This window comes from Pseudooceanicola nanhaiensis (genome assembly GCF_020171315.1).
Lineage (GTDB): Bacteria > Pseudomonadota > Alphaproteobacteria > Rhodobacterales > Rhodobacteraceae > Pseudooceanicola > Pseudooceanicola nanhaiensis_A.
On the sequence record NZ_JAIUZP010000007.1, the window covers coordinates 136,001 to 156,587 of the forward strand.

General features: G+C 68.6%; 21 protein-coding genes. 10 read left to right on the forward strand and 11 right to left on the reverse strand.

Annotation, left to right across the window (positions count from 1 at the left end; genetic code table 11):
* Positions 1-3 precede the first annotated feature (3 nt).
* The 7 genes from LCM32_RS13040 to LCM32_RS13070 form a co-directional block, all read right to left on the reverse strand.
* Positions 4-789 (reverse strand): hypothetical protein, encoded by a 786-nt coding sequence (locus tag LCM32_RS13040; RefSeq protein WP_224821516.1) that lies wholly within the window; start codon positions 787-789, stop codon positions 4-6.
* Entirely contained in the window at positions 761-1,420 is a 660-nt protein-coding gene (locus tag LCM32_RS13045) for an isochorismatase family protein (RefSeq protein ID WP_224821517.1), read from the reverse strand. The genes LCM32_RS13040 and LCM32_RS13045 overlap by 29 nt, the downstream gene beginning before the upstream one ends.
* A gap of 65 nt (positions 1,421-1,485) precedes the next feature.
* Positions 1,486-2,568, reverse strand: coding sequence for an extracellular solute-binding protein (locus tag LCM32_RS13050; RefSeq protein ID WP_224821518.1), 1,083 nt, complete (start codon positions 2,566-2,568; stop codon positions 1,486-1,488).
* A 106-nt stretch (positions 2,569-2,674) separates the two neighbouring features.
* Positions 2,675-4,687 carry an ATP-binding cassette domain-containing protein gene (locus LCM32_RS13055; RefSeq protein WP_224821519.1) on the reverse strand — a complete coding sequence of 671 codons (2,013 nt, stop codon included), beginning with the start codon at positions 4,685-4,687 and terminating at the stop codon, positions 2,675-2,677.
* Position 4,688: 1 nt separating this feature from the next.
* The gene (locus LCM32_RS13060; protein WP_224821520.1) at positions 4,689-5,636 is read right to left on the reverse strand and encodes an ABC transporter permease; all 948 of its coding nucleotides are present in this window, start codon (positions 5,634-5,636) and stop codon (positions 4,689-4,691) included.
* Positions 5,637-5,646: 10 nt separating this feature from the next.
* A complete protein-coding gene (locus tag LCM32_RS13065) occupies positions 5,647-6,681 on the reverse strand; it encodes a leucyl aminopeptidase (protein WP_224821521.1) in 1,035 nt (344 codons plus the stop codon).
* Positions 6,682-6,752: 71 nt separating this feature from the next.
* Positions 6,753-8,240 (reverse strand): 4-hydroxyphenylacetate 3-hydroxylase N-terminal domain-containing protein, encoded by a 1,488-nt coding sequence (locus LCM32_RS13070; protein WP_224821522.1) that lies wholly within the window; start codon positions 8,238-8,240, stop codon positions 6,753-6,755.
* Positions 8,241-8,657: 417 nt separating this feature from the next.
* Here LCM32_RS13070 and LCM32_RS13075 point away from each other — a divergent pair, with 417 nt between their 5' ends.
* The 6 genes from LCM32_RS13075 (at position 8,658) to LCM32_RS13100 (ending at position 14,033) form a co-directional block, all read left to right on the forward strand.
* Positions 8,658-9,329, forward strand: coding sequence for a FadR/GntR family transcriptional regulator (locus tag LCM32_RS13075; protein ID WP_224821523.1), 672 nt, complete (start codon positions 8,658-8,660; stop codon positions 9,327-9,329).
* Complete coding sequence (locus tag LCM32_RS13080; RefSeq protein WP_224821524.1) at positions 9,326-9,850, forward strand: flavin reductase family protein; 525 nt, start codon at positions 9,326-9,328, stop codon at positions 9,848-9,850. The genes LCM32_RS13075 and LCM32_RS13080 overlap by 4 nt, the downstream gene beginning before the upstream one ends.
* Positions 9,851-9,869: 19 nt before the next feature.
* Positions 9,870-10,979 carry a pyridoxal-phosphate-dependent aminotransferase family protein gene (locus LCM32_RS13085; protein WP_224821525.1) on the forward strand — a complete coding sequence of 370 codons (1,110 nt, stop codon included), beginning with the start codon at positions 9,870-9,872 and terminating at the stop codon, positions 10,977-10,979.
* A gap of 131 nt (positions 10,980-11,110) precedes the next feature.
* On the forward strand, positions 11,111-12,520 hold the full coding sequence (locus LCM32_RS13090; protein ID WP_224821526.1) for a 3-isopropylmalate dehydratase large subunit: 1,410 nt from the start codon (positions 11,111-11,113) through the stop codon (positions 12,518-12,520).
* Positions 12,517-13,173: a 3-isopropylmalate dehydratase small subunit gene (leuD, locus tag LCM32_RS13095; protein ID WP_224821527.1), complete on the forward strand. Its 657-nt coding sequence runs from the start codon at positions 12,517-12,519 to the stop codon at positions 13,171-13,173. The genes LCM32_RS13090 and leuD overlap by 4 nt, the downstream gene beginning before the upstream one ends.
* Complete coding sequence (locus LCM32_RS13100) at positions 13,170-14,033, forward strand: isocitrate lyase/PEP mutase family protein (protein ID WP_224821528.1); 864 nt, start codon at positions 13,170-13,172, stop codon at positions 14,031-14,033. Before leuD ends, LCM32_RS13100 begins: the two co-directional genes overlap by 4 nt.
* Position 14,034: 1 nt before the next feature.
* Here the strand turns inward: LCM32_RS13100 and LCM32_RS13105 are convergent, their stop codons facing one another.
* Positions 14,035-14,805, reverse strand: a complete 771-nt coding sequence (locus LCM32_RS13105; RefSeq protein ID WP_224821529.1) for a GntR family transcriptional regulator — start codon at positions 14,803-14,805, stop codon at positions 14,035-14,037.
* A 99-nt stretch (positions 14,806-14,904) separates the two neighbouring features.
* The gene (locus tag LCM32_RS13110; RefSeq protein ID WP_224821530.1) at positions 14,905-15,504 is read right to left on the reverse strand and encodes a flavin reductase family protein; all 600 of its coding nucleotides are present in this window, start codon (positions 15,502-15,504) and stop codon (positions 14,905-14,907) included.
* Between the two features lie 183 nt (positions 15,505-15,687).
* Between LCM32_RS13110 and LCM32_RS13115 the strand changes: the two genes are divergently transcribed.
* The 4 genes from LCM32_RS13115 to LCM32_RS13130 are packed head-to-tail and all read left to right on the forward strand — an operon-like array spanning position 15,688 to position 18,248.
* The gene (locus LCM32_RS13115) at positions 15,688-16,428 is read left to right on the forward strand and encodes an energy-coupling factor ABC transporter ATP-binding protein (RefSeq protein WP_224821531.1); all 741 of its coding nucleotides are present in this window, start codon (positions 15,688-15,690) and stop codon (positions 16,426-16,428) included.
* Positions 16,403-17,029, forward strand: coding sequence for a CbiQ family ECF transporter T component (locus LCM32_RS13120; RefSeq protein ID WP_224821532.1), 627 nt, complete (start codon positions 16,403-16,405; stop codon positions 17,027-17,029). The genes LCM32_RS13115 and LCM32_RS13120 overlap by 26 nt, the downstream gene beginning before the upstream one ends.
* Before the next feature lie 2 nt (positions 17,030-17,031).
* Positions 17,032-17,574, forward strand: coding sequence for a biotin transporter BioY (locus LCM32_RS13125; protein ID WP_224821533.1), 543 nt, complete (start codon positions 17,032-17,034; stop codon positions 17,572-17,574).
* A complete protein-coding gene (locus LCM32_RS13130; protein ID WP_224821534.1) occupies positions 17,571-18,248 on the forward strand; it encodes a nitroreductase in 678 nt (225 codons plus the stop codon). The genes LCM32_RS13125 and LCM32_RS13130 overlap by 4 nt, the downstream gene beginning before the upstream one ends.
* On the opposite strand, the gene LCM32_RS13135 is transcribed toward LCM32_RS13130, so the two are convergent.
* Positions 18,245-19,357, reverse strand: a complete 1,113-nt coding sequence (locus LCM32_RS13135) for a thiolase family protein (RefSeq protein ID WP_224821535.1) — start codon at positions 19,355-19,357, stop codon at positions 18,245-18,247. The genes LCM32_RS13130 and LCM32_RS13135 overlap by 4 nt on opposite strands.
* Entirely contained in the window at positions 19,354-20,517 is a 1,164-nt protein-coding gene (locus LCM32_RS13140; protein WP_224821536.1) for an AMP-binding protein, read from the reverse strand. The genes LCM32_RS13135 and LCM32_RS13140 overlap by 4 nt, the downstream gene beginning before the upstream one ends.
* Positions 20,518-20,587: the final 70 nt, after the last annotated feature.

A 20,587-nucleotide genomic window follows, 5' to 3' on the forward strand; every position in this document is an offset into this window, starting at 1 on the left:
CCCTCAAGTCCAGGAAAGGAACCGGGTGTCACGTGGCAGGGCCGCGCGGACCTGCCGTGCGTGGTCGAGGGTGATCTCGCCCTCGGACAGCAGGTGGCCTTCGGCATCCAGCGCCCGGGCGTGGTAGGCACCGGCCGGGGGCAACATCTGCTCGTCCTCGAAGCGGAAACAATCCAGTCCCCAGGGCCGCACCGGCGTCAGCCACGGCCCGCCCAGAAGGTGGACCGCGCCCGCGATGTCGCCCCGCGCCACCAAGGCCCGGATGAAGCTGGAGGAGATGCGCCGTCCGGCGTCCTGAACCTCGGCCACGGCGCGCAGGCCGAAGCCGTTCTCGCGCCCCATCCGGTCGAGCAGCGCCGCATCCCCGGACCGACGGCGGCCGAAGCGGAAATCATCCCCGCAGATCACCGCCGAGACCCCCAGCCGGGCCACCAGCAGGTCGTGCACGAAATCCGCAGGCTCCTGCCCGGCAAAGGCGGCATCGAAGCGCGGCGCAAAGACATAGTCGAACCCGGCCTCGGCAAAGAGCCTGCGGCGTGCGGCGGCGCAGGACAGGCGCATCGGCGGCAGCTCGGGATCGAAAAAGGCGCGGGGGTGCGGATCGGCGCACATGATCGCCAGCGGCGCACCCCCGGCCAGGTCGCGCCCTTCCTGCAAGAGGGCGCGGTGACCGCGGTGCATGCCGTCGAAATTGCCGAGCAGCAGCACCGCGCCCCGCAGGTGGGCGGGAACGGGAGTGGCCCCGTCCACCTGCGGCAGGTCAGAGACCTTCAAGCCAGTCGAAGACATCGGAGACGGGCAGGACATCGGCGTACTTCTTGTGCATGTCGTAGAGGTTGGCGAAATGCGGGCTCTCGTGCAGGTCGGCCACGCATTCCTCGGGCACGATGGTGAAGTAGGAGCGCGACAGCGCATCCACCACCGTGGCGCGGACACAGCCGCTGGTGGAGCCGCCGGTGACGATGACGGTGTCGATCTTGTGGAAGGTCGCCAGCGATTGCAGGTGGGTCTCGAAGAAGGCCGAGGGCATCTTCTTGTTCAGCACGATATCGTCCTTGCCGATCACCAGGCGCGGGTCCAGCGCCGCGCGCTCGGAGCCGATCTTGATCATCTTCAGGTCGTCCGGCGCGTCGCCACGGGTGCCGAAGACGCCGCAGTCATCGCCCATGTCGTTGAAGGCGACATAGGTCCAGACCACGGGCAGCCCCAGCTTGCGGTGCAGTTCGGCGAGGCGGTTCACGTAGTCCGCCTGCTTCGGATCGGTCTCGTAGGCGGTGACATAGGTGTCCGGCTGGGTATAGGCGCATTGCAGGTCCACGTTGACCAGCATCGGGCGCGTGCCGAAGCCATAGGGCTTGCGGGCCGGGTTTGCGCGCAGCTCTTCGAACATCTGGCGCGCGGTCTTGGGAGAGAGTTCCATGGCGATCTTTCACGGAGAGAGGGATGGACCGGCCCCGCGCGGGGGCCGGCCGGTGGGTGTGAGGCTTACGACGACATCCAGTCGAGCCAGCGGGTGCGCACCTCTTCGGCGTTCGCGCCCCACCATGTCTCGTCGATGTTCATGTTCTTCTCGGCGTTGGCGGGATAGCCTGGCAGCGTCTTGGCGTGCTCTTCCGGGATCGCGTCGTAGATCGAGGTATTGGCCATCGTGTAGGGCATCTGCGATGCGTATTCGCGCATCCCTTCCGCCTGCATCATCCAGGCGATCAGCTTCATGGCGTCTTCCTTGCCGGGCGCGTTCTTGGGAACGGTCCAGTAGGATTGCTCGACGATGGCCTGGTTGAAGTTGAAGTCGAAGTAGCCTTCCTTGCGGCCGGTCACCAGACGGCTGAGCGAGGCACCGCAGAGGTCCACTTCGCCCGATTCCATCAGCACGCCCCACTGCGAGGTGCGCTCGACCCAGAGGTCCACCTTGTCCTTGATCGCGTCGCAGGCCTCGAAGGCCTCGTCGATGCTGATCGGGTAGATCTCGTCCTTGGGCACACCGGCGGCCATCAGGGCGATCTCGAAGGTGGGGCGGGGCTGGGCATAGAGCCCGAGACGGCCCTTGAACTTCGACTCGTCGAACAGCTCCTGCCAGCTCTGCGGGCCTTCCTCGCCGATGGTCTTGGGGTTCCAGCCGATGCAGGTGGAGAAGGCGACCGAGCCGATGCCGTATTCCTTCATCACCTTGGGGTCGATCTGCTCCTTGGGCACGACCGAGAAGATCAGGTCATAGTCGATCGGCTCCAGCAGGTCCTTCTCGATCGCGACGAGCATCTGGGTGCCCTCGGTGTCGATCAGGTCCCACTCCACGTTGTTCACCTTGTCCATCACTTCGAGCTTGGACATGTCCGGGATCGCGGTGGCGGAGGTGGTGATGCCGGTGGCGTCGGTGAACTTGGAGAACCAGATCTGGTCCATGACGTCTGTGTAATGGCCGCCCCAGGTGCAGACGACCACATGGCCGTCGCCCTTGAGGATCTCGGCCACGTCCTGCGCGCGCAGTCCGGTCCCGACGAGAGAGCCGGCACCCGTGGCAGCAAGGCCGGCCAGCAGTTCGCGGCGTGACATTCCCTTGAATTTCATAGTCCTATCCCTGTTGTTTGAGGAGGAGGAACGGCCGGACCCTTCTGGGAGGTCTCGCACCGGGGAGAACGGGCGCAGCCAAGGGACCGCGCCCGGCAGGACGGCCTCAGGCCGCCATCACGTGGCTCATCTGCGGGGCCCAGGAGATCGACATCTCGCGCCCGGGCGCGGGGGCCGTGCTCTGCCCGTCGATGGGTTGCGTTGCGATGACCGTGCCCATCGGGCTGTCGAGCTCGATCCGAAGGGTCGACCCGAGGAAGCGGGCATCTGTCACCCGGCCGGGCAGCGCCCAGTCCGGGGCCTGTGCATCGTCGAGGCGGATCACCTCGGGGCGGACGCAGAGAACGGAGGCGCCGGACTGCGCCGTGGGCAACGGCAGCCGCCCGCCGGTGGCGGCCAGCGTCGTACCCGTCCCGGTGCCGGCAAAGAGGTTCGATTCCCCGAAGAAGCCCGCGACGAAGGAGTTGGCCGGCGAGAGGTAGAGATCGCGCGGCGTGGCGACCTGCTGCAGCTTGCCGTCGTTCATCACCGCGACGCGGTCGGACATGTTCATCGCCTCTTCCTGATCGTGGGTCACGAAGACGACGGTCTGGCCGAGGCTGCGTTGCAGGCTGCGGATCTCGCCCTGCATGTCGACGCGCAGGTTCCGGTCCAGCGCCGCCAGCGGTTCGTCCATCAGCAGGGCGCGGGGATCGAAGGCGATGGCGCGGGCCAGGGCGACGCGCTGCTGCTGGCCGCCGGACAGCTGGGTGATCCGGCGCTCGGCGTAATCCTCCATGTGCACCCGGCTCAGTGCCCATTTGATGCGGCGGGCCTGTTCGTCCTTCGACATGCCGCGGGCGCGCAGCGGGTAGGCCACGTTGCGGGCGACGTTCATATGCGGGAAGAGCGCGTAGCTCTGGAACACGACGCCGATATCGCGCTGATGCGGCGGCACGAGGGAGATGTCGCGCTTGCCCAGCAGGAGGTGCCCGGCATCGGCCTGCGTGAACCCCGCGATCAGCATCAAGAGCGTCGTCTTGCCGGACCCGGAGGGCCCGAGGATGGTCACGAATTCGCCCGGCTCGACCTTCAGGCTCACATCCTCCACGGCGGCCTTGCCGTCGTAGAACTTGGACATGCGGTGGAAGGTGATGCCAAAGCCGTGCTGGCTGTCGCGGCCGGTCGAAGTGTCGGACATGAAGGGGAGCCTTTCACGCGGGAGGGAAGGGGCCGCCGGGGCCGTCTGCGGGGAAGGGGAGCCTGCAAGGGCCCCGGCGGCCGTCGCGCCCGGCACCGCCGCGGCCGAGAGCGAACGGGCTCTGGGCGCGGCCACGAGGGCCCGGCGCGCCCGGACTTTCGACCACAGCGCCTGCGCCGCCACGAAGGCCAGCACGAGGAAGAGCTGCAGCGAGGAGATCGCGGTAATCGTCTTGTCGAGGCCGTTCTGGGTGATCTCCTCCCAGATCTTGCGCGGCAGGGTCTCGAACCGGGGCCCTGCAAGGAGCTGCGCCAGCACCACCTCGTCGAAGGAGAAGATGAAGGCGAAGACCGCCGAGGCGATGATCGCGGGCACGAGAAGCGGCAGCGTCACCAGCCCAAGCGTGCGCCAGACATTCGCGCCGAGCGAGGCAGAGGCCCGTTCCAGCGCCGGGTCGAGGCTGGCCAGCCGCGACATCACCGGCATGACCACGAAGGGCAGCACGACCATGGCATGGGCCACCGAGAGCGGTGCGATCTGGCCCAGCAGGCGCAGCTTGGCAAAGATCACGTAGTAGCCGACGCCGATCACCATGAGCGGCACGATCATGGGCGCGATGAAGAAGATCTTCAGCGCGTTGCCCAGTCGGCCCCGGATGCGCGAGATGCCGATCGCCGCCGCCACGCCGAGGACGGTGGCAAAGAGCGTCGTCACCAGCGCCACCTGGAAGGAGAGCGAGGCCGCCCGCATCCAGCGCCGGTCGCTCAGCAGGTTGCGATACCATTCCAGCGACCAGCTGTTGGGCGTGAGCGTCAGCGCCTTGCCCGAGCCGAAGGAGATCGGCACGAGGATCAGGACCGGAAGGATCACCACGAAGAGCATGATCCAGCCATAGATTTTCAGGGCGCGGCGGCCGTTCGGTCCAAGCAGCAGGTCCATCTCAGCGCCCCTTGTCGAAGAGTTTGTCCACGCCCGCGATGCGGTCGTAGATGAGCAGAAGGACGAGGCAGATCAACAGCAGCACCATCGAGGTCGCGGCGGCCAGTTCGAGATCGCCCAGCTTCTGGATTTGGTCGCGCACCGCCAGCACGATGGTGGGCGTCCGCCCCCCGCCGAGGATCGCGGGCGTCACGAAGAAGCCGAAGGCCAGCGTGAAGACCAGCATCGACCCGGCCACGAGGCCGGGGAGGGAAAGCGGCACATAGACCTGGTAGAAGACCTGGAAAGGCTTGGCCCCCAGCGAGAGCGCGGCGCGCACATAGGCCGGGTCGATCGCCTTCATGCTGGGGATCAGGGTGATCACCATGAAGGGCAGCAGGATGTGGATCATCCCGATGTAGACGCCGACTTCGTTGTAGACCAGTTCCAGCGGGCCGGAGGTGATGCCGACGGTCTGGAGGATCGTGTTCACCACCCCGTTGCGTTGCAGGATGATGATCCACGCGAAGGTCCGCGCCAGGAAGCTGAGCCAGAGCGAGATGAAGAGCGTGATCGCCATCGCCTGCGCGTAGCGGCCCGGCAGGTTCACCATCAGGTAGGCGATGGGATAGGCCAGCAGGGCGCAGGCCAGCGTGGTGAAGAAGGCGAGCCGCAGCGTGAAGTAGAGCAGCCGGAGGTAGACCGGCTCGACCACCCCGCGGAAGTGGACGAGGGTGAAGCCCTCGCCCGACCAGCCGCCGAAGCTCATCCAGAGCAGGGTGAAGAGCGGCGCGAGGAAGAAGAGCGCCATGCAGATCATCGGCAGCGCCATGAGCGCCAGCGTCAGGCGCCGGCGCTGAAGCTCCCAGCTGCCGGAAGAGGGGCGGCCGGAAGGACGGCCGGAAGGACGGGCGGAGGGCGGCAGGCCCTCCGCGGCATCGGTCTCGACGATGGCGGCATCGCTGCTCATGTCATGGCCCTCAGGCGGCCATTTCGGGGATCATCATCTTTCCGTTCTCGACGATGGTCTGCCCGTCGAGCTTCAGCGTGTGCCGGCGCAGCGGGATGTCGAGGTGGCAGGCGGTGTCATTGTTGCCGCCCAGTTCCGTGTTCGGCCCGAGCGAGAACAGCACGTTGCCGTGCCATGACAGCATGTTCACGCCGATCTCGGCGTCGCGGGTCTTGGTGATGATGTTGGAATACCACTTGGCCGAGGGCAGCAGACCCCAGCCGATGTGGCTGATCGCATAGGCCCGCGGGTCGTTGTAGCTGTCCATGAAGTCCTTCATCATCGCGGCATCGATGCCTTCGCCGTCGATGGAGGTGACATAGCCGTCGCGGATCGTCAGCTCGACCGGGCGCTCCACGTGACGCTTGAAGGCGACGATGGCATCGCCGGGCGCGATGACGACCTTGCCGTTCACCTTGCCGTCGACCCCCTGGCTGAGGACCTGCCCCGTGCCCATGTGGTCCCAGCGGCCCGGCTCGTCGGTGTAGCCATATTGCGTCATGACGCGATACTGGCCCAGTTCGTAGGTCACGTCGGTGCCGTTGTCCGAGGTGATGTGCATGGTCTTGGCCGCGCCCAGCAGTTTCTCACCGTATTCGACGCGCGCGCGCAGCTCCGGCGAGGGCATGTTCTGGGCGAGGATGTCGAAGGGTTCGCGCACGAAGAGCATCCGCGTGCCGGTGGCGCAGATCTCGTTCTGCTCGTGGGAGAAGAGCATCCCCATCAGGTCGATGACGATGTCGGCCTTCTTCAGCGTGTCGATCACCGGCAGGTTGCCCGCGATGGCGGTGCGGCCGACCATCGACTTCATCACCCGGGTCTCGCGCAGCGGCACGTTGATCAGGAAACTGTTCGCGCCCATCTCGCGGGCCGCCAGCAGGAAGGCCTCGCCGTAATCGGCGCGGATGTCGCCCTCCGTCAGCACGATCACCGTCTCGTGCGGCTTCACCTTGCAGAGTTCCAGTTGCTTGGTGAAGACCTTCACCATTTCAAGTTGGGTTGCCATTCTCTGTCCCCTTTATCTGTAACGATGCCCCGCGACGTTGCGCGGGGCGCACTTGTTCCCTTCGGGCGCGCTCAGAAGTCGAGCGCGGCCAGTTCCCGCACCAGCCCGGTCATCGGGGTGCGGTCGAATTCGTTGAAAAGACGCTCGCGCAGGCGCGGAGCGGGGCTGGCGTTCACGTTCTCGAAGAGCGCGACGCGGCCCGCGAGGGAGGAACAGGTGAGATCCCAGATGAAGTTCATCAGCTGTTCCTTCTGCATCCCCGACACGCCCTTGCCCGGCAGAAGCTCCTCGAGGTGGTGCTTGATGTCGGGGTTGTTGAAGCTGTCCTTGCCGAACCGCATGACGAGGCCCTGGCCGCACATTTCCTGCAGGGTGTGCACGATCTGCGGGTAGTGGCGGATCGAATGCAGCCGGCCGGCGGTGATCATCGACACGTCGGGCGCCATGGTGCCCATGGCGGTGGGCTTGGCGTTGGCCTCGGCCGCGACGATGCAGGCCTCCAGCACGCGGTTGTATTCCACGATGTCGCCCAGCATGGCGCGCACGGCGGGGATTTGGTCGGTGCCGAGGATCTCAGTGATCAGCTGCGCACAGCCCACGAAGATCTCGGACTTCACCTTGATCCGGGTCAGCACGTGCCAATGCGCCCAGAGGGTCGCCTTGCCGGACAGGGCCAGCACGTTCTGGTCGCCGAGGTTGAAGATCCGGTTCTTGGGCACGAAGACGTTGTCGAAGATCACCAGCTGATCGGCTTCCTCGCCCTTGTGGGTCAGCGGGTGGTCAAAGGGGTCTTCCTCCGGCTGGCTCAGCATTTCGCGGCTGACCAGCTTGATGCCGTCGGAATTGATCGGAACCGAACCCCAGATGCAGGCCTCGGGCGGGGTGCCCGGATAGCCGAGGTTGGTGAAGAAGATCTCGTTGGTCTGCGCCGCGATGGAACCCACGGATTTCGCGCCCGAGATATAGACGCCCTCCTTGGTCACCTTCTTCACCTTCAGCAGGGATGCCGCCTGCGCCATGGGCGAGGAGCGGTCGTTCTGCGGGCCGGTCAGGCTTTCTGCGCAGGTGATCGAGTTCAGGCGGCCGTATTCGACATATTCCTGCACGTTCTCGAAGAAGTCGGGCTGGCATTCGTCGAAGGAGGACTTCACGCCCTTGAATTCATGGGCATTCGCCGCGATGCCGATGGCGATCGTCGGGCCCAGGTCGATGGGCCGCCCGAAGGTGCCCGCCGTCCGGCGCGAGGTGAATTCGATCATCTTCCGGCGGCCGATCATCTCGTCCACCGTCTTGGGCTCCTGCCACGAGCGGCCGACGATCTTGCCGGTCTTGGGATCGAGGCAGGTGGTGGCGTAGGAATGCTCCTCGGTGAACTGGTCGTCGAACATGGAGGCCATCAGCTTGATGCCTGCCGCCAGTGCGGGGACATCCATCACGTGGTCGATCTTGCGCCCCTTCACCCAGAGCTGCCGCCCGTCATCGAGCGACGAGATGAACTCGTCCCCGGTCTTGAGCGCGTGCGCCGCGCCGCCCTTCAGGCTTGCGAATGTACCGTCCATCTGTTGAGCCCTGTTCTTTCGGAAATTTGGAGAGGTCTGCGGCCGGGGGAGGAGGTGGCCGTCGTCTCAACCATCGCAGCCCAGAATCATGATTTGTGTCAACCATCGCATGAACCTCTCTCAACCAAATGGCCGTTGGGCGGGCCGTGTTCGGGCGTTTTTCGGGCAAAGATGACTGCGGGCCTCGCCATTGGATGCCATGATTTTCTGAGGTAATCACGGATCTGACCCGGGTCTGGCGCGATTTTGAGCAAATTCCCGCGGCAGGGGGCCAACCGGGCGCGCTGCTGGAATTGAAAGCAAAACGCGCTCTGGTTGTCGTGATTCTCGCCAACCAGCGTCAACCAATGACGCATTTGGTTGACAGCGGCTCGGGCGGCATGGTTGCCTGACGGGGAACACCCCATTGGAGCCGCGATGACAGATCAGACACAGGTTTCCGAACCGAGGCTGGACCAGCTGGTAGAGCGTCTGCGGAGTCACGTCACCGGGCTGAAGCGCCTGCCAAGTGAACGCCGTCTGGCCGAGACGCTGGGGGAAAACCGCTACATGCTGCGCCGGGCGCTGGCCGTGCTGCGCGACGCGGGCGACTTGCCGGCGCTGCCCGCGCGCGAACGGCGCGAAGACGTGGCCGATCAGAGGCAGGCGCTGCTTCATGGCACCAACCCGGTCGAGATGTGGGAACTGCGCCTGATGTTCGAACCGGACCTCGCAAGGCTCGCCTCGCTGCGGGCCTCTCCGGGGGAGATCGAGCAGCTCGCCCGGATCCACGCCGACACCGGCCAGACCGCCTTCGACCTTGAGGCGGATATCGCCTTTCACTGCCTCATCGCCCGGGCCAGCCGCAATTCGCTGGCCTATTTCGTCGTCGAACTGCTCACTGATCTGACCCGCGACGATACCTTCCGCATGTTGCTGCCCGCCTTCACGCAGGAGACGGGCTTCGACCACCACCAGATGATTCTCGACGCGATCCGCGACCGGGAGCCAGCCCGGGCAGAGGCGGCCATGCGGCTGCATCTCTCTGCCATTCACCGCTGGCTGACCGGCTTCCCGGACGACAGCCTGACGCAGGAGCCCCCGAAATGACCGCTGCCATGACCGCCGAACTGCCCCATCCCTCGATCGACGCGCAGGCCTTCCGCAGTGCCATGCGCCGTCCGGCCAGTGCCGTGGCCATCGTCACCGGCGGGCTGCCCGGGGACCGGGCGGGCGTCACCGTCACCGCGGTCTGCTCGCTCTCCGACACGCCGCCGATGGTGCTGGCCTGCGTCCACCGAGACAGCAGTGCGCTGCCGATCCTGCGTGCGGGCGGCGTGTTCTGCGTCAACTTCCTTTCTGCCGCCCAGACCGATGTCGCGGGCCTCTTTGCCGGGCGCGGCGGGCTGAAGGGCGAGGACAGGTTCAGCGCGGTGGACTGGGTGCAGCGGGTCTCGGGCGCGCCGGTGCTGGCCGGGGCGCTCGCCTCCTTCGATTGCGTGCTGGAGCAGGAAATCGACAGCGCGACCCATGCGATCCTCGTGGGCCGTGTCGTCGCCATCGACGCGGGCACCGACCCGGCGCCGCTGGTCTACAATGACGGCGCCTTCGGTGGCGTCGTTCCGATCTGATCCGGCAGGAGACAGCCCCATGACATGGTCCCCCTTCCCGCAGGCGCCCACCTATCCCGCCAGCGGCTTCGCTCCGCTGGCCGACCGGGTGGCGGCCCTGATGAAGACCGCGAATGACGTGGTTCTGGTGCAGGGCGAGGCGGTGATCGCGCTGGAGGCGGCGGCCTCCTCTCTGGCGCGTCCGGGCCTCAGGGCGCTGAATATCGTCAGCAGCCCCTATGGCGCGTGGTTCGGCGAATGGCTACGGCGCGGCGGCAGCGATGTCACAGACCTGCGCGCCACGCCGGGCAAGCCGATCACGGTCGAGGCGGTGCAGGCGGCGGGCACCGGGTTTGATCTCGTGGCGGTGGTGCATGCGGAATCGGCCACCGGCATCCTGAACCCGCTGCCGGAGATCGCGGCCTTCGCCAAGGCACAAGGTGCGCTGATGGTGGTGGATGCGGTGGCCTCCTTCGGCGGGCATGCCCTCGATGTGGATGCGCTCGGCCTCGACGTGGTGGTGACGGGCATGCAGAAGTCCCCGGGCGGGCAGGCGGGCCTTTCCGTCGCCGCGATCAGCCCGGCGGCATGGGCCGCGATGTCGCTGCCCGGTGCTGCGCCGTCTGCGCTCTGCCTGCAGGACCTGAAACAGGGCTGGATCGAGACCGGCCGCGGTGCCCTGCCGGGGATGCCCTCGGGGCTGGAGTTTCACGCACTGGAGGCCACGCTCGACGCGGTCGAGGCGGAGGGTCTGGAGGCGCTGATCGCCCGCCACACGCTTGCCGGTGAGGCGATGCGCGCCGGGCTGGAGGCGATGGGCCTGCCGCTCTGGGTGCCCGGGGCGCAGGCCTCGAACCTTGTCACCGGCGGCTGGCTGCCCGAGGGGATCGACGCCGCCCTGCTCTGCGCCCATCCCGCGCTGATCGAAACCGGCACCGCGCCCGGCGTCGGGCCCGGGTCCGAGCGGATCCTGCGCCTGAACCACACCGGCCCGCGGGCCCGCTTCGAAACCGTGCTGTCGGTTCTGGGCGCATTGGGCTGCGCGCTTCGGGCCGCCGGGCAGGCGGTGGACCTGGGCGCCGGGGCCGAGGCCGTGAGCGCCACCTATGCCGCCGCCTGGACCCCGGAGGCCCGCAAGGCGGCGGAATAACCGCCTGCGATCCGGGCATTTCCCGCGGCCCGGCCCCTGTCCCGCTGCGCGGCAGGCCGGTTTCATTTGACGCGACTCGCCGGGCAGCGTTCAGTTAAGGTATTAAAAGTAATACCACTGGATCTGGCAACATGACCCCACCGCGCACGCTGGTCGAAAAGATATGGGCACAGCACGTCATCGGTGCGCCGCAGGAAGGGCGCGACCTGCTGCATGTGGATCGCCACCTGCTGCACGACCTCGCGGGGGTGATCAGCCTTGAAGAGATGGAGGCCCGCGACCTGCATGTGCTGCGCCCCGATCTGACGCCCGCCATCCTCGACCACACCGTTTCGACCCTGCCGGGGCGCGGGCCGGTCACCACGCGGATCAGCGAACGCTACGTCCCGACGATGGAACGGCTCTGCGCGCAGGAGGGCATTCCGCTCTTCCGCCTCATGGGGCGGGGGCAGGGCATCGCCCATGTGGTCGGGCCGGAACAGGGGCTGATCCTGCCCGGCCTTCTTGTCGTCTGCGGCGATAGCCATACGACGACGCATGGGGCGCTCGGCGCTCTCGCCTGGGGCATCGGATCGACCGAGGTGACCCATGTCCTGGCGACCCAGACGCTCTACCAGGCGCCGCAGAAGCAGCACCTCTACCGGCTGACCGGTCACCTGCGTCCGGGCGTGGGGGCCAAGGACGTGATCCTCTGGCTGATCGGGCGTTACGGCACCGCGGCGGGGGCGGGCGCCGCAGTGGAATTCGCCGGGCCCGTGATCTCGGACATGGGGATCGAGGACCGGATGGTGCTCTGCAACATGACGCTGGAGATGGGGGCCAAGGTGGCAATCATCGCCCCGGACCAGAAGACGCTCGACTATCTCGAAGGCCGCCCCTTCACGCCCACGGGCGCGCAATGGGAGGCGGCCAAGGCCGACTGGGCCACGCTCTACAGCGATCCCGATGCCGCCTTCGACCTCGTGCGCGAGGTCGATTGCAGCCAGATCGCCCCGCAGGTGACATGGGGCACGACGCCCGAACTGGTGGGGGCCATCGACGCCCCGATCCCGGACCCGGAGGCCGAGGCCGATCCGGCGCGCCAGAGGCTGATGCGGGCGGCGCTCGACTACATGGGGCTGATGCCGGGGCAGGTGCCGGGCGATCTGCCGGTGGACTGGGTCTTCATCGGGTCCTGCGCGGGAGGGCGGATCGAGGATCTGCGCAATGCCGCCGCCGTGGTGCGTGGCCGGCATGTGGCCGAGGGGCTGACCGCCTGGGTCGTGCCGGGCTCCACCGAGGTGCGGCTGCAGGCCGAGGCAGAGGGCCTTGACCGGGTGTTCACGGAGGCAGGGTTCGAATGGCGCCAGTCGGGCTGTTCGCTCTGCTCTGCCGCCAATGGCGAGACGGTGCCGCCGGGCGCGCGCTGTGTCTCGACCTCCAACCGCAATTTCGTGGGCCGTCAGGGGCCGGGGGCGCGCACCCATATCGCCAGCCCTGTCATCGCCGCCGCATCGGCCCTTGCCGGGCATATCGCGGCCCCGCTGGAGGCAGGCGCATGAGAGCCTTCGACACTGTCACCTCGCCCCTGCGCTACCTGCCGCGGGATCACGTCGACACCGACATGGTCATCCGCATCGAGCGGCTGGTCCTCGTGCCGCGCAAGGACCTCGGGGCCTATGCCTTCGAGATGCTGCGGCGCCTGCCCGACGGTACGCCCGATCCCGCCTGCACGCTGGATCGCCCCGGCTCCGAGGGTGCCGAGATCCTGCTGGCGGGGCGCAACTTCGGCTGCGGCTCCTCGCGGGAGGCGGCGGTTTGGGCGCTGGCGGGCTACGGTATCCGCGCCGTGGTCGCGCAGAGCTTCGGCGACATCTTCCGGCAGAACTGCCTCAAGAACGGCATCCTGCCCGTCGCCATCGGCAAGGCGGCGCATGACGCGCTCATGGCCCGGGCCGAGCAGGAGCCTGCGATGCAGCTGACCATCGACCTGCCCGCGCAGGCCGTCGTCACGCCCGGCGGGCAGCGCATCCCTTTCGAGATTCCGGCGGGCGAGAAAGACGCGCTCCTCAAGGGCGAGGACGACCTGGCCCGCACCATGGCCCGCGCCGAGGAAATCCGCGCCCATTTCGAGGCCGCCGAGGCCGCCCGCCCCTGGATGCGGATCGACCCCGGTCCGCTGGCAGAATTCACTTCAGACGAGGAAAGATCATGACGAAACCGACAAGCGCGCTGCGCGCCCTTCTGGCCCGCGACGGGCAGGCCGTCTTTGCCCCCGGCGCCTATGACGCGCTGCTGGCCAAGCTGGTGGAGAAACAGGGATTCGAGGCGGTCTACATGACCGGCGCGGGGGTCTCCGGCGCGCTTGGCCTGCCCGACCTGGGCCTGCTCTCCATGTCCGAGATCACCGATGTGCTGCGCCGCATGGTGAAGGCCGTGAAGGTGCCGGTGATCGCCGATGCCGACACCGGCTATGGCAACGAGCTGAACGTGGTCCATGCGGTGCGCGAGTTCGAGGCCACCGGCTGTGCCGGTCTGCACATCGAGGATCAGGAGTTCCCCAAGAAGTGCGGCCACCTCGCCGACAAGCAGATCGCGCCGCTGGACGAATACGTCCGCAAGATCCGCGCCGCCGTCTATGCCCGGCAGGACCCGGACTTCCTGATCATCGCGCGCTCTGACGCGCGGGCCAAGCTGGGCTTCGAGGAATCGGTGCGCCGGGTGAATGCCGCGCTGGATGCCGGGGCGGATATCGGCTTCGTCGAGGCGCCGGAGACCATGGAAGAGGTCGAGGCGATCCCCAAGCTGGTGAACGGCCCCTGCATGATCAACATCGTGCGCGGCGGCATGACGCCCATCGTCTCGAACTTCGAGCTGCAGAAGATGGGCTACAAGATCGTCATCACGCCGGGCATGGCGCTGATGACCGTGATCACCGCCTACGAGGCCTGCCTGAAGGGCCTGAAGGAAACCGGCACGATCCCCGAGCCACTGGAGGCGCTCTCCATCGTCGGCGTGCTGGAGCGCGTGGACATCGAGCAGTGGGAAGCCGACCGCAAGTTCGTCTCGGGCTGAGTCAGGCGGGCGGGCGGAGTTTCGTGCGCAGCACGTAGGACTCCGGCCGCCCGTAGGCGAACTGGTATTCAACCACGCGGCCGTCGCGGTCGCGGAAGATCCAGACCATCGACAGCAGCGCGGAGGAGACGGGCACGTCCAGAAGCTCCGCCTGCCGTGGGTCGGCATTCACCGCCGAAACGGTGTAATCCACTTCCTGCAACGCGATTCCGGCCCGGCGCAGGCCCTGCTGGATCGAGCCCTCGCGGATCTCTGCCGCGTCGAGTTCGGCCGCCAGACCCGCCGGCATCCATGTTTCCAGCAGAAGACAGGGCGCCCCGCGAAAGCGGCGCAGGCGCACGGAATGCTGCGCGGGGGTCTCGGGCGGGGTCTCCATCGCGCGGGCGACCTCGGGCGGCGGCAGCGCCTCCTCCAGCGAGATCAGCTGCACCTCGGTGTTCCGGGTCAGCCAGTCGGCCTGTTGCAGGAAGCCGTCGATCGGCCCCGAGAGCACGGCGGGCTCGGGCCGCTCCGCCACGAAGGTGCCCTGACCGTGACGCCGGTCGATCAGCCCCTCCGCCTCAAGGCTCTGCAGGGCGCGCCGGACGGTGACGCGGGACAGGCCGTGACGTTCTGCCAGCTCTGTTTCGGGCGGCAGCTTGGCCCCTGCCGGGGTGCGACCGCCCAGAATATCCGACCGCAGAGCGAGGTAGAGCTGCTGGGTGCGCGAGGGGCCCGGTCTCTTGCTCTGCCCAGATCTCTTGCTCTGAATCGTCTGGCTTTGGCGGGTCACGCGGCGCTCCTCTTGTCCGCGCGAGGATAGCGGCCCGGCACCGGACGGGACAGGGCCAATCGGCCGCAGCCCCGTCCGCCATATTTTCCGCAGCGGCGATCAGTCGTCGGGGCGGGTCAGCTCCCAGGCCTCGGTTACGGTGGCATAATCGCGGTAGCCCATCCGGGCGATCGGCCGGGCCGCCGCGGTGTCGAAACGCCCGTCACGGATGTACTCGTCGCGGATGTGGGTCTGCACCACCTCGCCGATGACGAAATACCGCTCCATCGGGGTGCCGTGCCGGTCGGTCAACTGCGTGGCCGAAACGGTGACGCATTCCAGCGCGGCGGGGCTGGCGGCCACGAAGGGGGTGGCGATCTCGATGCTTTTGCCCAGTTCGAGGCCCGCCATCTCGAACTCGTTCGCCCCGTCCGGCACCGCGGCGGAGGAGATGTTCATCGCGTCGGTCAGCGCCTCGGTCGCCAGCGAGAAGGTGAACTCTCCCCGGTCGCGGGCATTCACGTAGGAATGCTTCTGCCCTTCCGAGGTGAAGCCGATCAGGTGCGGGTTGTTGCCGAGCGCCGAAAAGAAGGAATAGGGCCCGAGGTTGGGCACGCCATCGGCGTTCAGCGTGCCGATCCAGCCGATGGGCCGGGGCGCGATGATCGCCTTGAACGGGTCGTGCGGCAGGATCGAGGGGCGGTCTTTACCGTAGTGCATCCGAATATCCTTGCTGGTTTCGGGCCGGAGGGGCGGCCCGTCCTGCGCGGCAGAGAAGCAAGTTCCGGCCCGCTTGGCAATCGCCCGTCCGGCGGGGCTGCGGCGCTTTGGCTTTGCTCCCCGCGCCCGCTTTGGTCTATAGGGGCAACCGGCCCCCGCGAGGGGGGAGGAGAGGAGACAGTCTTGGCCCCCGTTGATCGCCCGGATGACCTGTTGCGGCTGGAGGACCTGCGCGTGGCCCATGACGGGTGCGACGTGCTGGGCCCGCTGACGCTCGACATCACGGCGCGGCGCACCGGGATCGTGGGGCGCAACGGCTCCGGCAAGACCACGCTGGCCCGGGTGGTGGCGGGCTTGCAGGCCCCGACGGCGGGGCGCGTGACGATTTCCGGCATCGACCCGGCCAAGGACCGGCGCGGCGCGCTCGACCGGGTGGGCATCCTGTTCCAGAACCCCGATCACCAGATCATCTTCCCCACGGTGGAGGAGGAGATCACCTTCGGCCTGCGCCAGCAGGGGCGCAGCAAGGCCGAGGCCGCCGCGGCGGTCACCGCTATCCTGACCCGCTTCGACAAGCTGCACTGGCGCGCGGCCGCGACCCACAGCCTGTCGCAGGGCCAGAAGCAGCTGGTCTGCCTGATGGCGGTGCTGGTCATGGGGCCGCGCTGGATCGTGCTGGACGAGCCCTTCTCGGGCCTCGACATCGCCACGCGGCTCCAACTGATGCGCCACATGGCGCGGATCGAGGCGCGGATCCTCATGATCTCGCACGATCCCGAGAGTTTCGCGGGCTATGACCGGGTGATCTGGCTGGAGGGCGGCGCCCTGCGCGAAGACGGCCCGGCCGCGCCGGTGCTGGCGCGGTTCACGGCGCAGATGCGGCATTGGGGGGACGCGGATGATCTCTCTCACCTCGCCGGTTGAGACATGGGCCCACCGCTGGCCCGCCGGGCTGAAGCTGGGGCTCATGTCGCTGGCCACCGTGGCGCTCTTCGCCACCGAGGACCCCGCGATCCTCGGTGCCTCGGCATTTGGCGTGGCGCTGCTCTATGCCTCCGCCGGGGCGCGGTTCGCCCGCGCGGGGGCCCGGCAGCTCTGGCCGCTCTGGCCCTTCCTCGTGCTGATCGCGCTCTGGCACGGGCTGTCCGGGCAAGTCGCGGCGGGCGTGGCCCTGACGCTGCGGCTGCTCGCCGCCGTGGCGCTTGCGAATTTCGTCACCATGACCACCCGGCTCTCCGCCATGATCGAGGTCGCGGCGGTCTTGCTGGCGCCCTTCCGCAGGCTGGGGCTCTCGACCCGGGCGCTGGAGATTTCCATCGCCCTCGTGATCCGTTTCACCCCCGCCATTGCCCGCAAGGGCGGCCTGCTTTCGGAGGCATGGCGCGCCCGGTCGCGCCGCCGTCCGGGCTGGCAGATCGTCATGCCGCTGGCGGCGCTTGCCATCGACGACGCAGACCACGTGGCCGACGCGCTGAAGGCGCGCGGCGGCGTGCTCCCCATCCCTGACACTGACCAGAAAGGCTGACCATGGAACGTAGCATCGCCCTCGTGGCCCTTTTCGCGGCGCTGATCGCCGGCCTCGGCTTCATCCCGAAATTCACCCTCGCCTTCGGCGTCCCGATCACGGCGCAGAGCCTCGGCATCATGCTCTGCGGCACCGTTCTGGGCGCGCGGCGCGGGGCGCTTGCGGTGATCCTCTTCCTGCTGCTCGTGGCGCTTGGCCTGCCGCTGCTGGCGGGCGGGCGTGGCGGCCTCGGCGTCTTTGCCTCGCCGACGGCAGGCTACCTCGTGGCCTTCCCGATCGCGGCCTTCGTGACCGGCTGGATCGTGGAACGCTGGCGCGGCAACCTTGCCGTTGTCGGGGCCGTGGCCTCGGTCATCGGCGGCATCGTGGTGATGAACCTGATCGGCGCCGTGGGCCTCTCGATCGTTCTGGGTAAGACGTACGTTGAGTCGCTGCTGCTGGTCACCGCCTTTATTCCCGGCGACCTGATCAAGGCCGTGCTGGCCGGGCTGATCACCGCCAGCCTCGCCAAGGCGCGCCCCGCCAGCGTGCTGTCGCGGGCATGAGCGGGCCGGGCGCCGCGGCGCTTCTGGCCCGGCGCCGGTCCGTCCGGGCCTTCACCGACCGGCCCGTGCCCCGGGATGCGGTGGCGGCGATCCTCGCCTCTGCCCGGCAGGCCCCCAGCGGGGCGAACCTCCAGCCGGGGCGGTTCCATGCCCTGACCGGTGCGCCGCTGGCCGATCTCTCCGGTGCGCTGCTGGCGGCCATCGCCGAGGGGCGGCCGATGGTGTCGGAATATTCCTATTTCCCGCAGCCCATGCCGGCGGAGTTGAAGGCACGGCAGCGGGCGGCGGGCTTCGCGCTCTATGCCGCGCTCGGCATCGAGAAACGCGACCTGCCCGGGCGCCGGGTGCAGTTCGAACGCAACTACCGCTTCTTCGACGCGCCCGTGGGCATCGTGATGACGATCCGGCGCGACATGGGCAGCGGCTGTTTCATGGACCTCGGCATGGCGCTGATGGCGCTGATGCTGGCGGCGGAGGAACAGGGGCTGGCCACCTGCGGGATCGGGGCGCTGGCGAACTACGGCGACCTCGTGCACGAGGTGCTGGAACTGCCGGAGGAGGAGATGGTCGTCTGCGGCTTGGCCCTGGGCGAGGCGGATATGACCGCGCCGGTGAACGGCTTCCGGACGGAGCGCGACGCCGAGGAGGTCTACGCCAGCTTCCGCGGCTTCTAGGCCCGCTCGACCAGCAGCGCCGTCCCGATCCCGCCCGCCGCGGCGATGGCGGCGAGGCCCTTTGCGCCGGGCGCCTTCGGCGTCAGTTCGTGGAACAGCCGCACCGCGTTCACCGCGCCGGAGGCCCCCACCGGATGCCCCCGCGCCAGCCCGCCGCCGCCGGGGTTCACGACCAGCGGGTCGAGGCTCGCGCCCGTGACACAGGCCATGGCCTGCGCGGCATAGGCCTCCATGATCTCCGCCACGGCGAGGGTCGAGGCCGCACAGCCCGCCTCTGCCAGCACCGCCCCGATGGCCGCGACGGGGGCGAGGCCGGGCAGGTCCGGCGCATCGCCCAGCGTCCGGCCCGCCCGCAGGATCACGCCCGGATCGGGCAGGCGGCGGGCAACGTCCTCCGACACCAGTAGGCAGAGCGCCGCGCCATCCGCCGCCACCGCCGCATTGGCTGCCGTGATCGTGCCCGTCAGGACAGGCGCGCGCGCGCAGAGCGCAGGCGTCAGGCGGCGGGTGAAGGCGTCGTGGTCCAGCCCGGCCAGCGGGGTGATCTCCGCCAGCAGACGCTGTGAAGCGGCGCGGGCCTTGGCGTGGCTCTCCACGGCCCAATCATCCTGCGCGGCGCGGGTCAGGCTGAACTGTCGGGCGAGGGTGTCGGCGGCGGTGTCCATCTCGGGATCGCGCTCGGGGAAGGGGGTGAAGGGCGGCCGGTCGTAGGGCTGGGGTGCGCCGCCCTTGGGATCGGTGCGCAGCCGCAGGGGGCGGCGGGAGTAGCTTTCGACCCCGCCCGCCACCACGACCTGCGCCTGCCCGCTGTCGATCAGCGCCCGCCCCAGCAGCAGCGCGTCCAGCCCGCCACAGCACTGCCGGTCGAGCGTCAGGCCCGCCACCTGCTCCGGCAGCCCGGCGGCGAGCGCCACCAGCCGCGCCGGGTTGCCTCCCGCGCCGAGCGCATTGCCGAGGATGACCTCCTCCACCGCCTCCGCCGCGACGCCGGCCTGTGCCAGCAGGGCCCGCAGTACGGGGGCGGCAAGGTCATGGGGGCTCAGGCGGGCAAGTGCCCCGCCGCGGGGCGCAACGGGGCTGCGCAGGGCGGCGATCAGGTGGGTGGTCATGGCGCCTCCAGCAGGGCCGCGATGGCACGCAGGTCGGGCTTGCCTGAGACGGTCTGCGGAAAGTCCGCGAGCGCCACGATCCGGCGCGGCGCGGCCAGCGGCCCGACCGAGGTGCGGCAGAGCGCCAGCAGCCGGGCCTCGCGCAGCGGATCGGGCGTGCCGTCCACCACCGCGACAAGGGTCGCACCGCGCAGGGCATCGGGGCGGGGGACCACGGCGCAGGCGGTCACGTCGGGCTCTCCCAGCAGCAGCGCCTCGATATCCTCGGGAAAGACGTTCTGGCCCGCGATGGTCACCATACGGTTGCGTCTGCCTGCGACGGTGAGGAAGCCCTCGGCATCCATCTGCCCCATCTCGCCCACGGTGACGAAGCCGCCCTCGCGGCGGGTCTCGGCACTGTCGCCCTCGACGTAGCCCTCGGCGATGTAGGGGCTGCGGACCCAGATCTCGCCCTCGCCACGGATCTCGATCTCGACACCCGGGTAGGCGCGGCCCACCGTGCCCTCGGGCCCGGCGCCGTCGCCCCAGGCGATGAAGCTGGTCTCGGCCGCGCCATAGAATTCCCGGAGGACCGCGTTCGGGGCCATCTGCGCCACGGCGGCCCGCAGGCCCGCAGGCATCCGTCCGCCGCCGCAGAGGATATGGCGCAACGCGGGCAGCGCGGCCCCGGTGGAGGCGAGGTGCAGCAGATGCGTCGGCGTGGCGTAGAGGACGGTGATGGCACAGTCAGAGAGGACCTGCGCCTGTGACCGGGGCCGCAGCCCGGCCAGCTGATACAGGTCCGCTCCGATATGCGCCGCTTCCACCGCGCCGTAGAGCGCCAGCGAATGCGCAAGGTCGCCCATGATGGCGGTGCGGTCTGCCGTGGTCAGGGAGAGGGTGCGGCGATTGACCTCGAAACTGGCGATCCAGCTGCCGTGGCTGCGCCGGATCGTCTTGGGCTGCCCGGTTGTCCCGGCAGAGCGCAGGCGCAGGAAGCCGGGCGTGCCCTGCGGCAGCAGCGAGATCCCTTCGGGACCGCAGAGGATCTCTCCCTCCGCGCGGATCGCGTCGCGCAGGGCACAGAGCGCGCGGGCCAGTGGGGCCGGGTCCGCGTCAGAGACCGGCTGCGCCCCGAGGCAGAGGGCCGTTTCTGGGGACCAGCGAAAGAGGTCGGGCATGGGGGCTCCGGTCGGGGGTTGTTGCCCCGTCATACCGCGCCGCCGCGGTACGGGCCAGCACGGGAGACCG

Excerpts from the sequence above, each read along its gene's own strand:
- LCM32_RS13050 (WP_224821518.1), bottom strand. The coding sequence starts at position 2,568 with ATGAAATTCAAGGGAATGTCACGCCGCGAACTGCTGGCCGGCCTTGCT.
- LCM32_RS13110 (WP_224821530.1), bottom strand. The coding sequence starts at position 15,504 with ATGCACTACGGTAAAGACCGCCCCTCGATCCTGCCGCACGACCCGTTC.
- LCM32_RS13120 (WP_224821532.1), top strand. The coding sequence starts at position 16,403 with ATGATCTCTCTCACCTCGCCGGTTGAGACATGGGCCCACCGCTGGCCC.
- LCM32_RS13055 (WP_224821519.1), bottom strand. The coding sequence starts at position 4,687 with ATGGACCTGCTGCTTGGACCGAACGGCCGCCGCGCCCTGAAAATCTAT.
- LCM32_RS13040 (WP_224821516.1), bottom strand. The coding sequence starts at position 789 with ATGTCTTCGACTGGCTTGAAGGTCTCTGACCTGCCGCAGGTGGACGGG.
- LCM32_RS13070 (WP_224821522.1), bottom strand. The coding sequence starts at position 8,240 with ATGGACGGTACATTCGCAAGCCTGAAGGGCGGCGCGGCGCACGCGCTC.
- LCM32_RS13125 (WP_224821533.1), top strand. The coding sequence starts at position 17,032 with ATGGAACGTAGCATCGCCCTCGTGGCCCTTTTCGCGGCGCTGATCGCC.
- LCM32_RS13085 (WP_224821525.1), top strand. The coding sequence starts at position 9,870 with ATGACATGGTCCCCCTTCCCGCAGGCGCCCACCTATCCCGCCAGCGGC.
- LCM32_RS13100 (WP_224821528.1), top strand. The coding sequence starts at position 13,170 with ATGACGAAACCGACAAGCGCGCTGCGCGCCCTTCTGGCCCGCGACGGG.
- leuD (WP_224821527.1), top strand. The coding sequence starts at position 12,517 with ATGAGAGCCTTCGACACTGTCACCTCGCCCCTGCGCTACCTGCCGCGG.
- LCM32_RS13130 (WP_224821534.1), top strand. The coding sequence starts at position 17,571 with ATGAGCGGGCCGGGCGCCGCGGCGCTTCTGGCCCGGCGCCGGTCCGTC.
- LCM32_RS13060 (WP_224821520.1), bottom strand. The coding sequence starts at position 5,636 with ATGAGCAGCGATGCCGCCATCGTCGAGACCGATGCCGCGGAGGGCCTG.
- LCM32_RS13140 (WP_224821536.1), bottom strand. The coding sequence starts at position 20,517 with ATGCCCGACCTCTTTCGCTGGTCCCCAGAAACGGCCCTCTGCCTCGGG.
- LCM32_RS13090 (WP_224821526.1), top strand. The coding sequence starts at position 11,111 with ATGACCCCACCGCGCACGCTGGTCGAAAAGATATGGGCACAGCACGTC.
- LCM32_RS13080 (WP_224821524.1), top strand. The coding sequence starts at position 9,326 with ATGACCGCTGCCATGACCGCCGAACTGCCCCATCCCTCGATCGACGCG.
- LCM32_RS13045 (WP_224821517.1), bottom strand. The coding sequence starts at position 1,420 with ATGGAACTCTCTCCCAAGACCGCGCGCCAGATGTTCGAAGAGCTGCGC.
- LCM32_RS13135 (WP_224821535.1), bottom strand. The coding sequence starts at position 19,357 with ATGACCACCCACCTGATCGCCGCCCTGCGCAGCCCCGTTGCGCCCCGC.
- LCM32_RS13065 (WP_224821521.1), bottom strand. The coding sequence starts at position 6,681 with ATGGCAACCCAACTTGAAATGGTGAAGGTCTTCACCAAGCAACTGGAA.
- LCM32_RS13075 (WP_224821523.1), top strand. The coding sequence starts at position 8,658 with ATGACAGATCAGACACAGGTTTCCGAACCGAGGCTGGACCAGCTGGTA.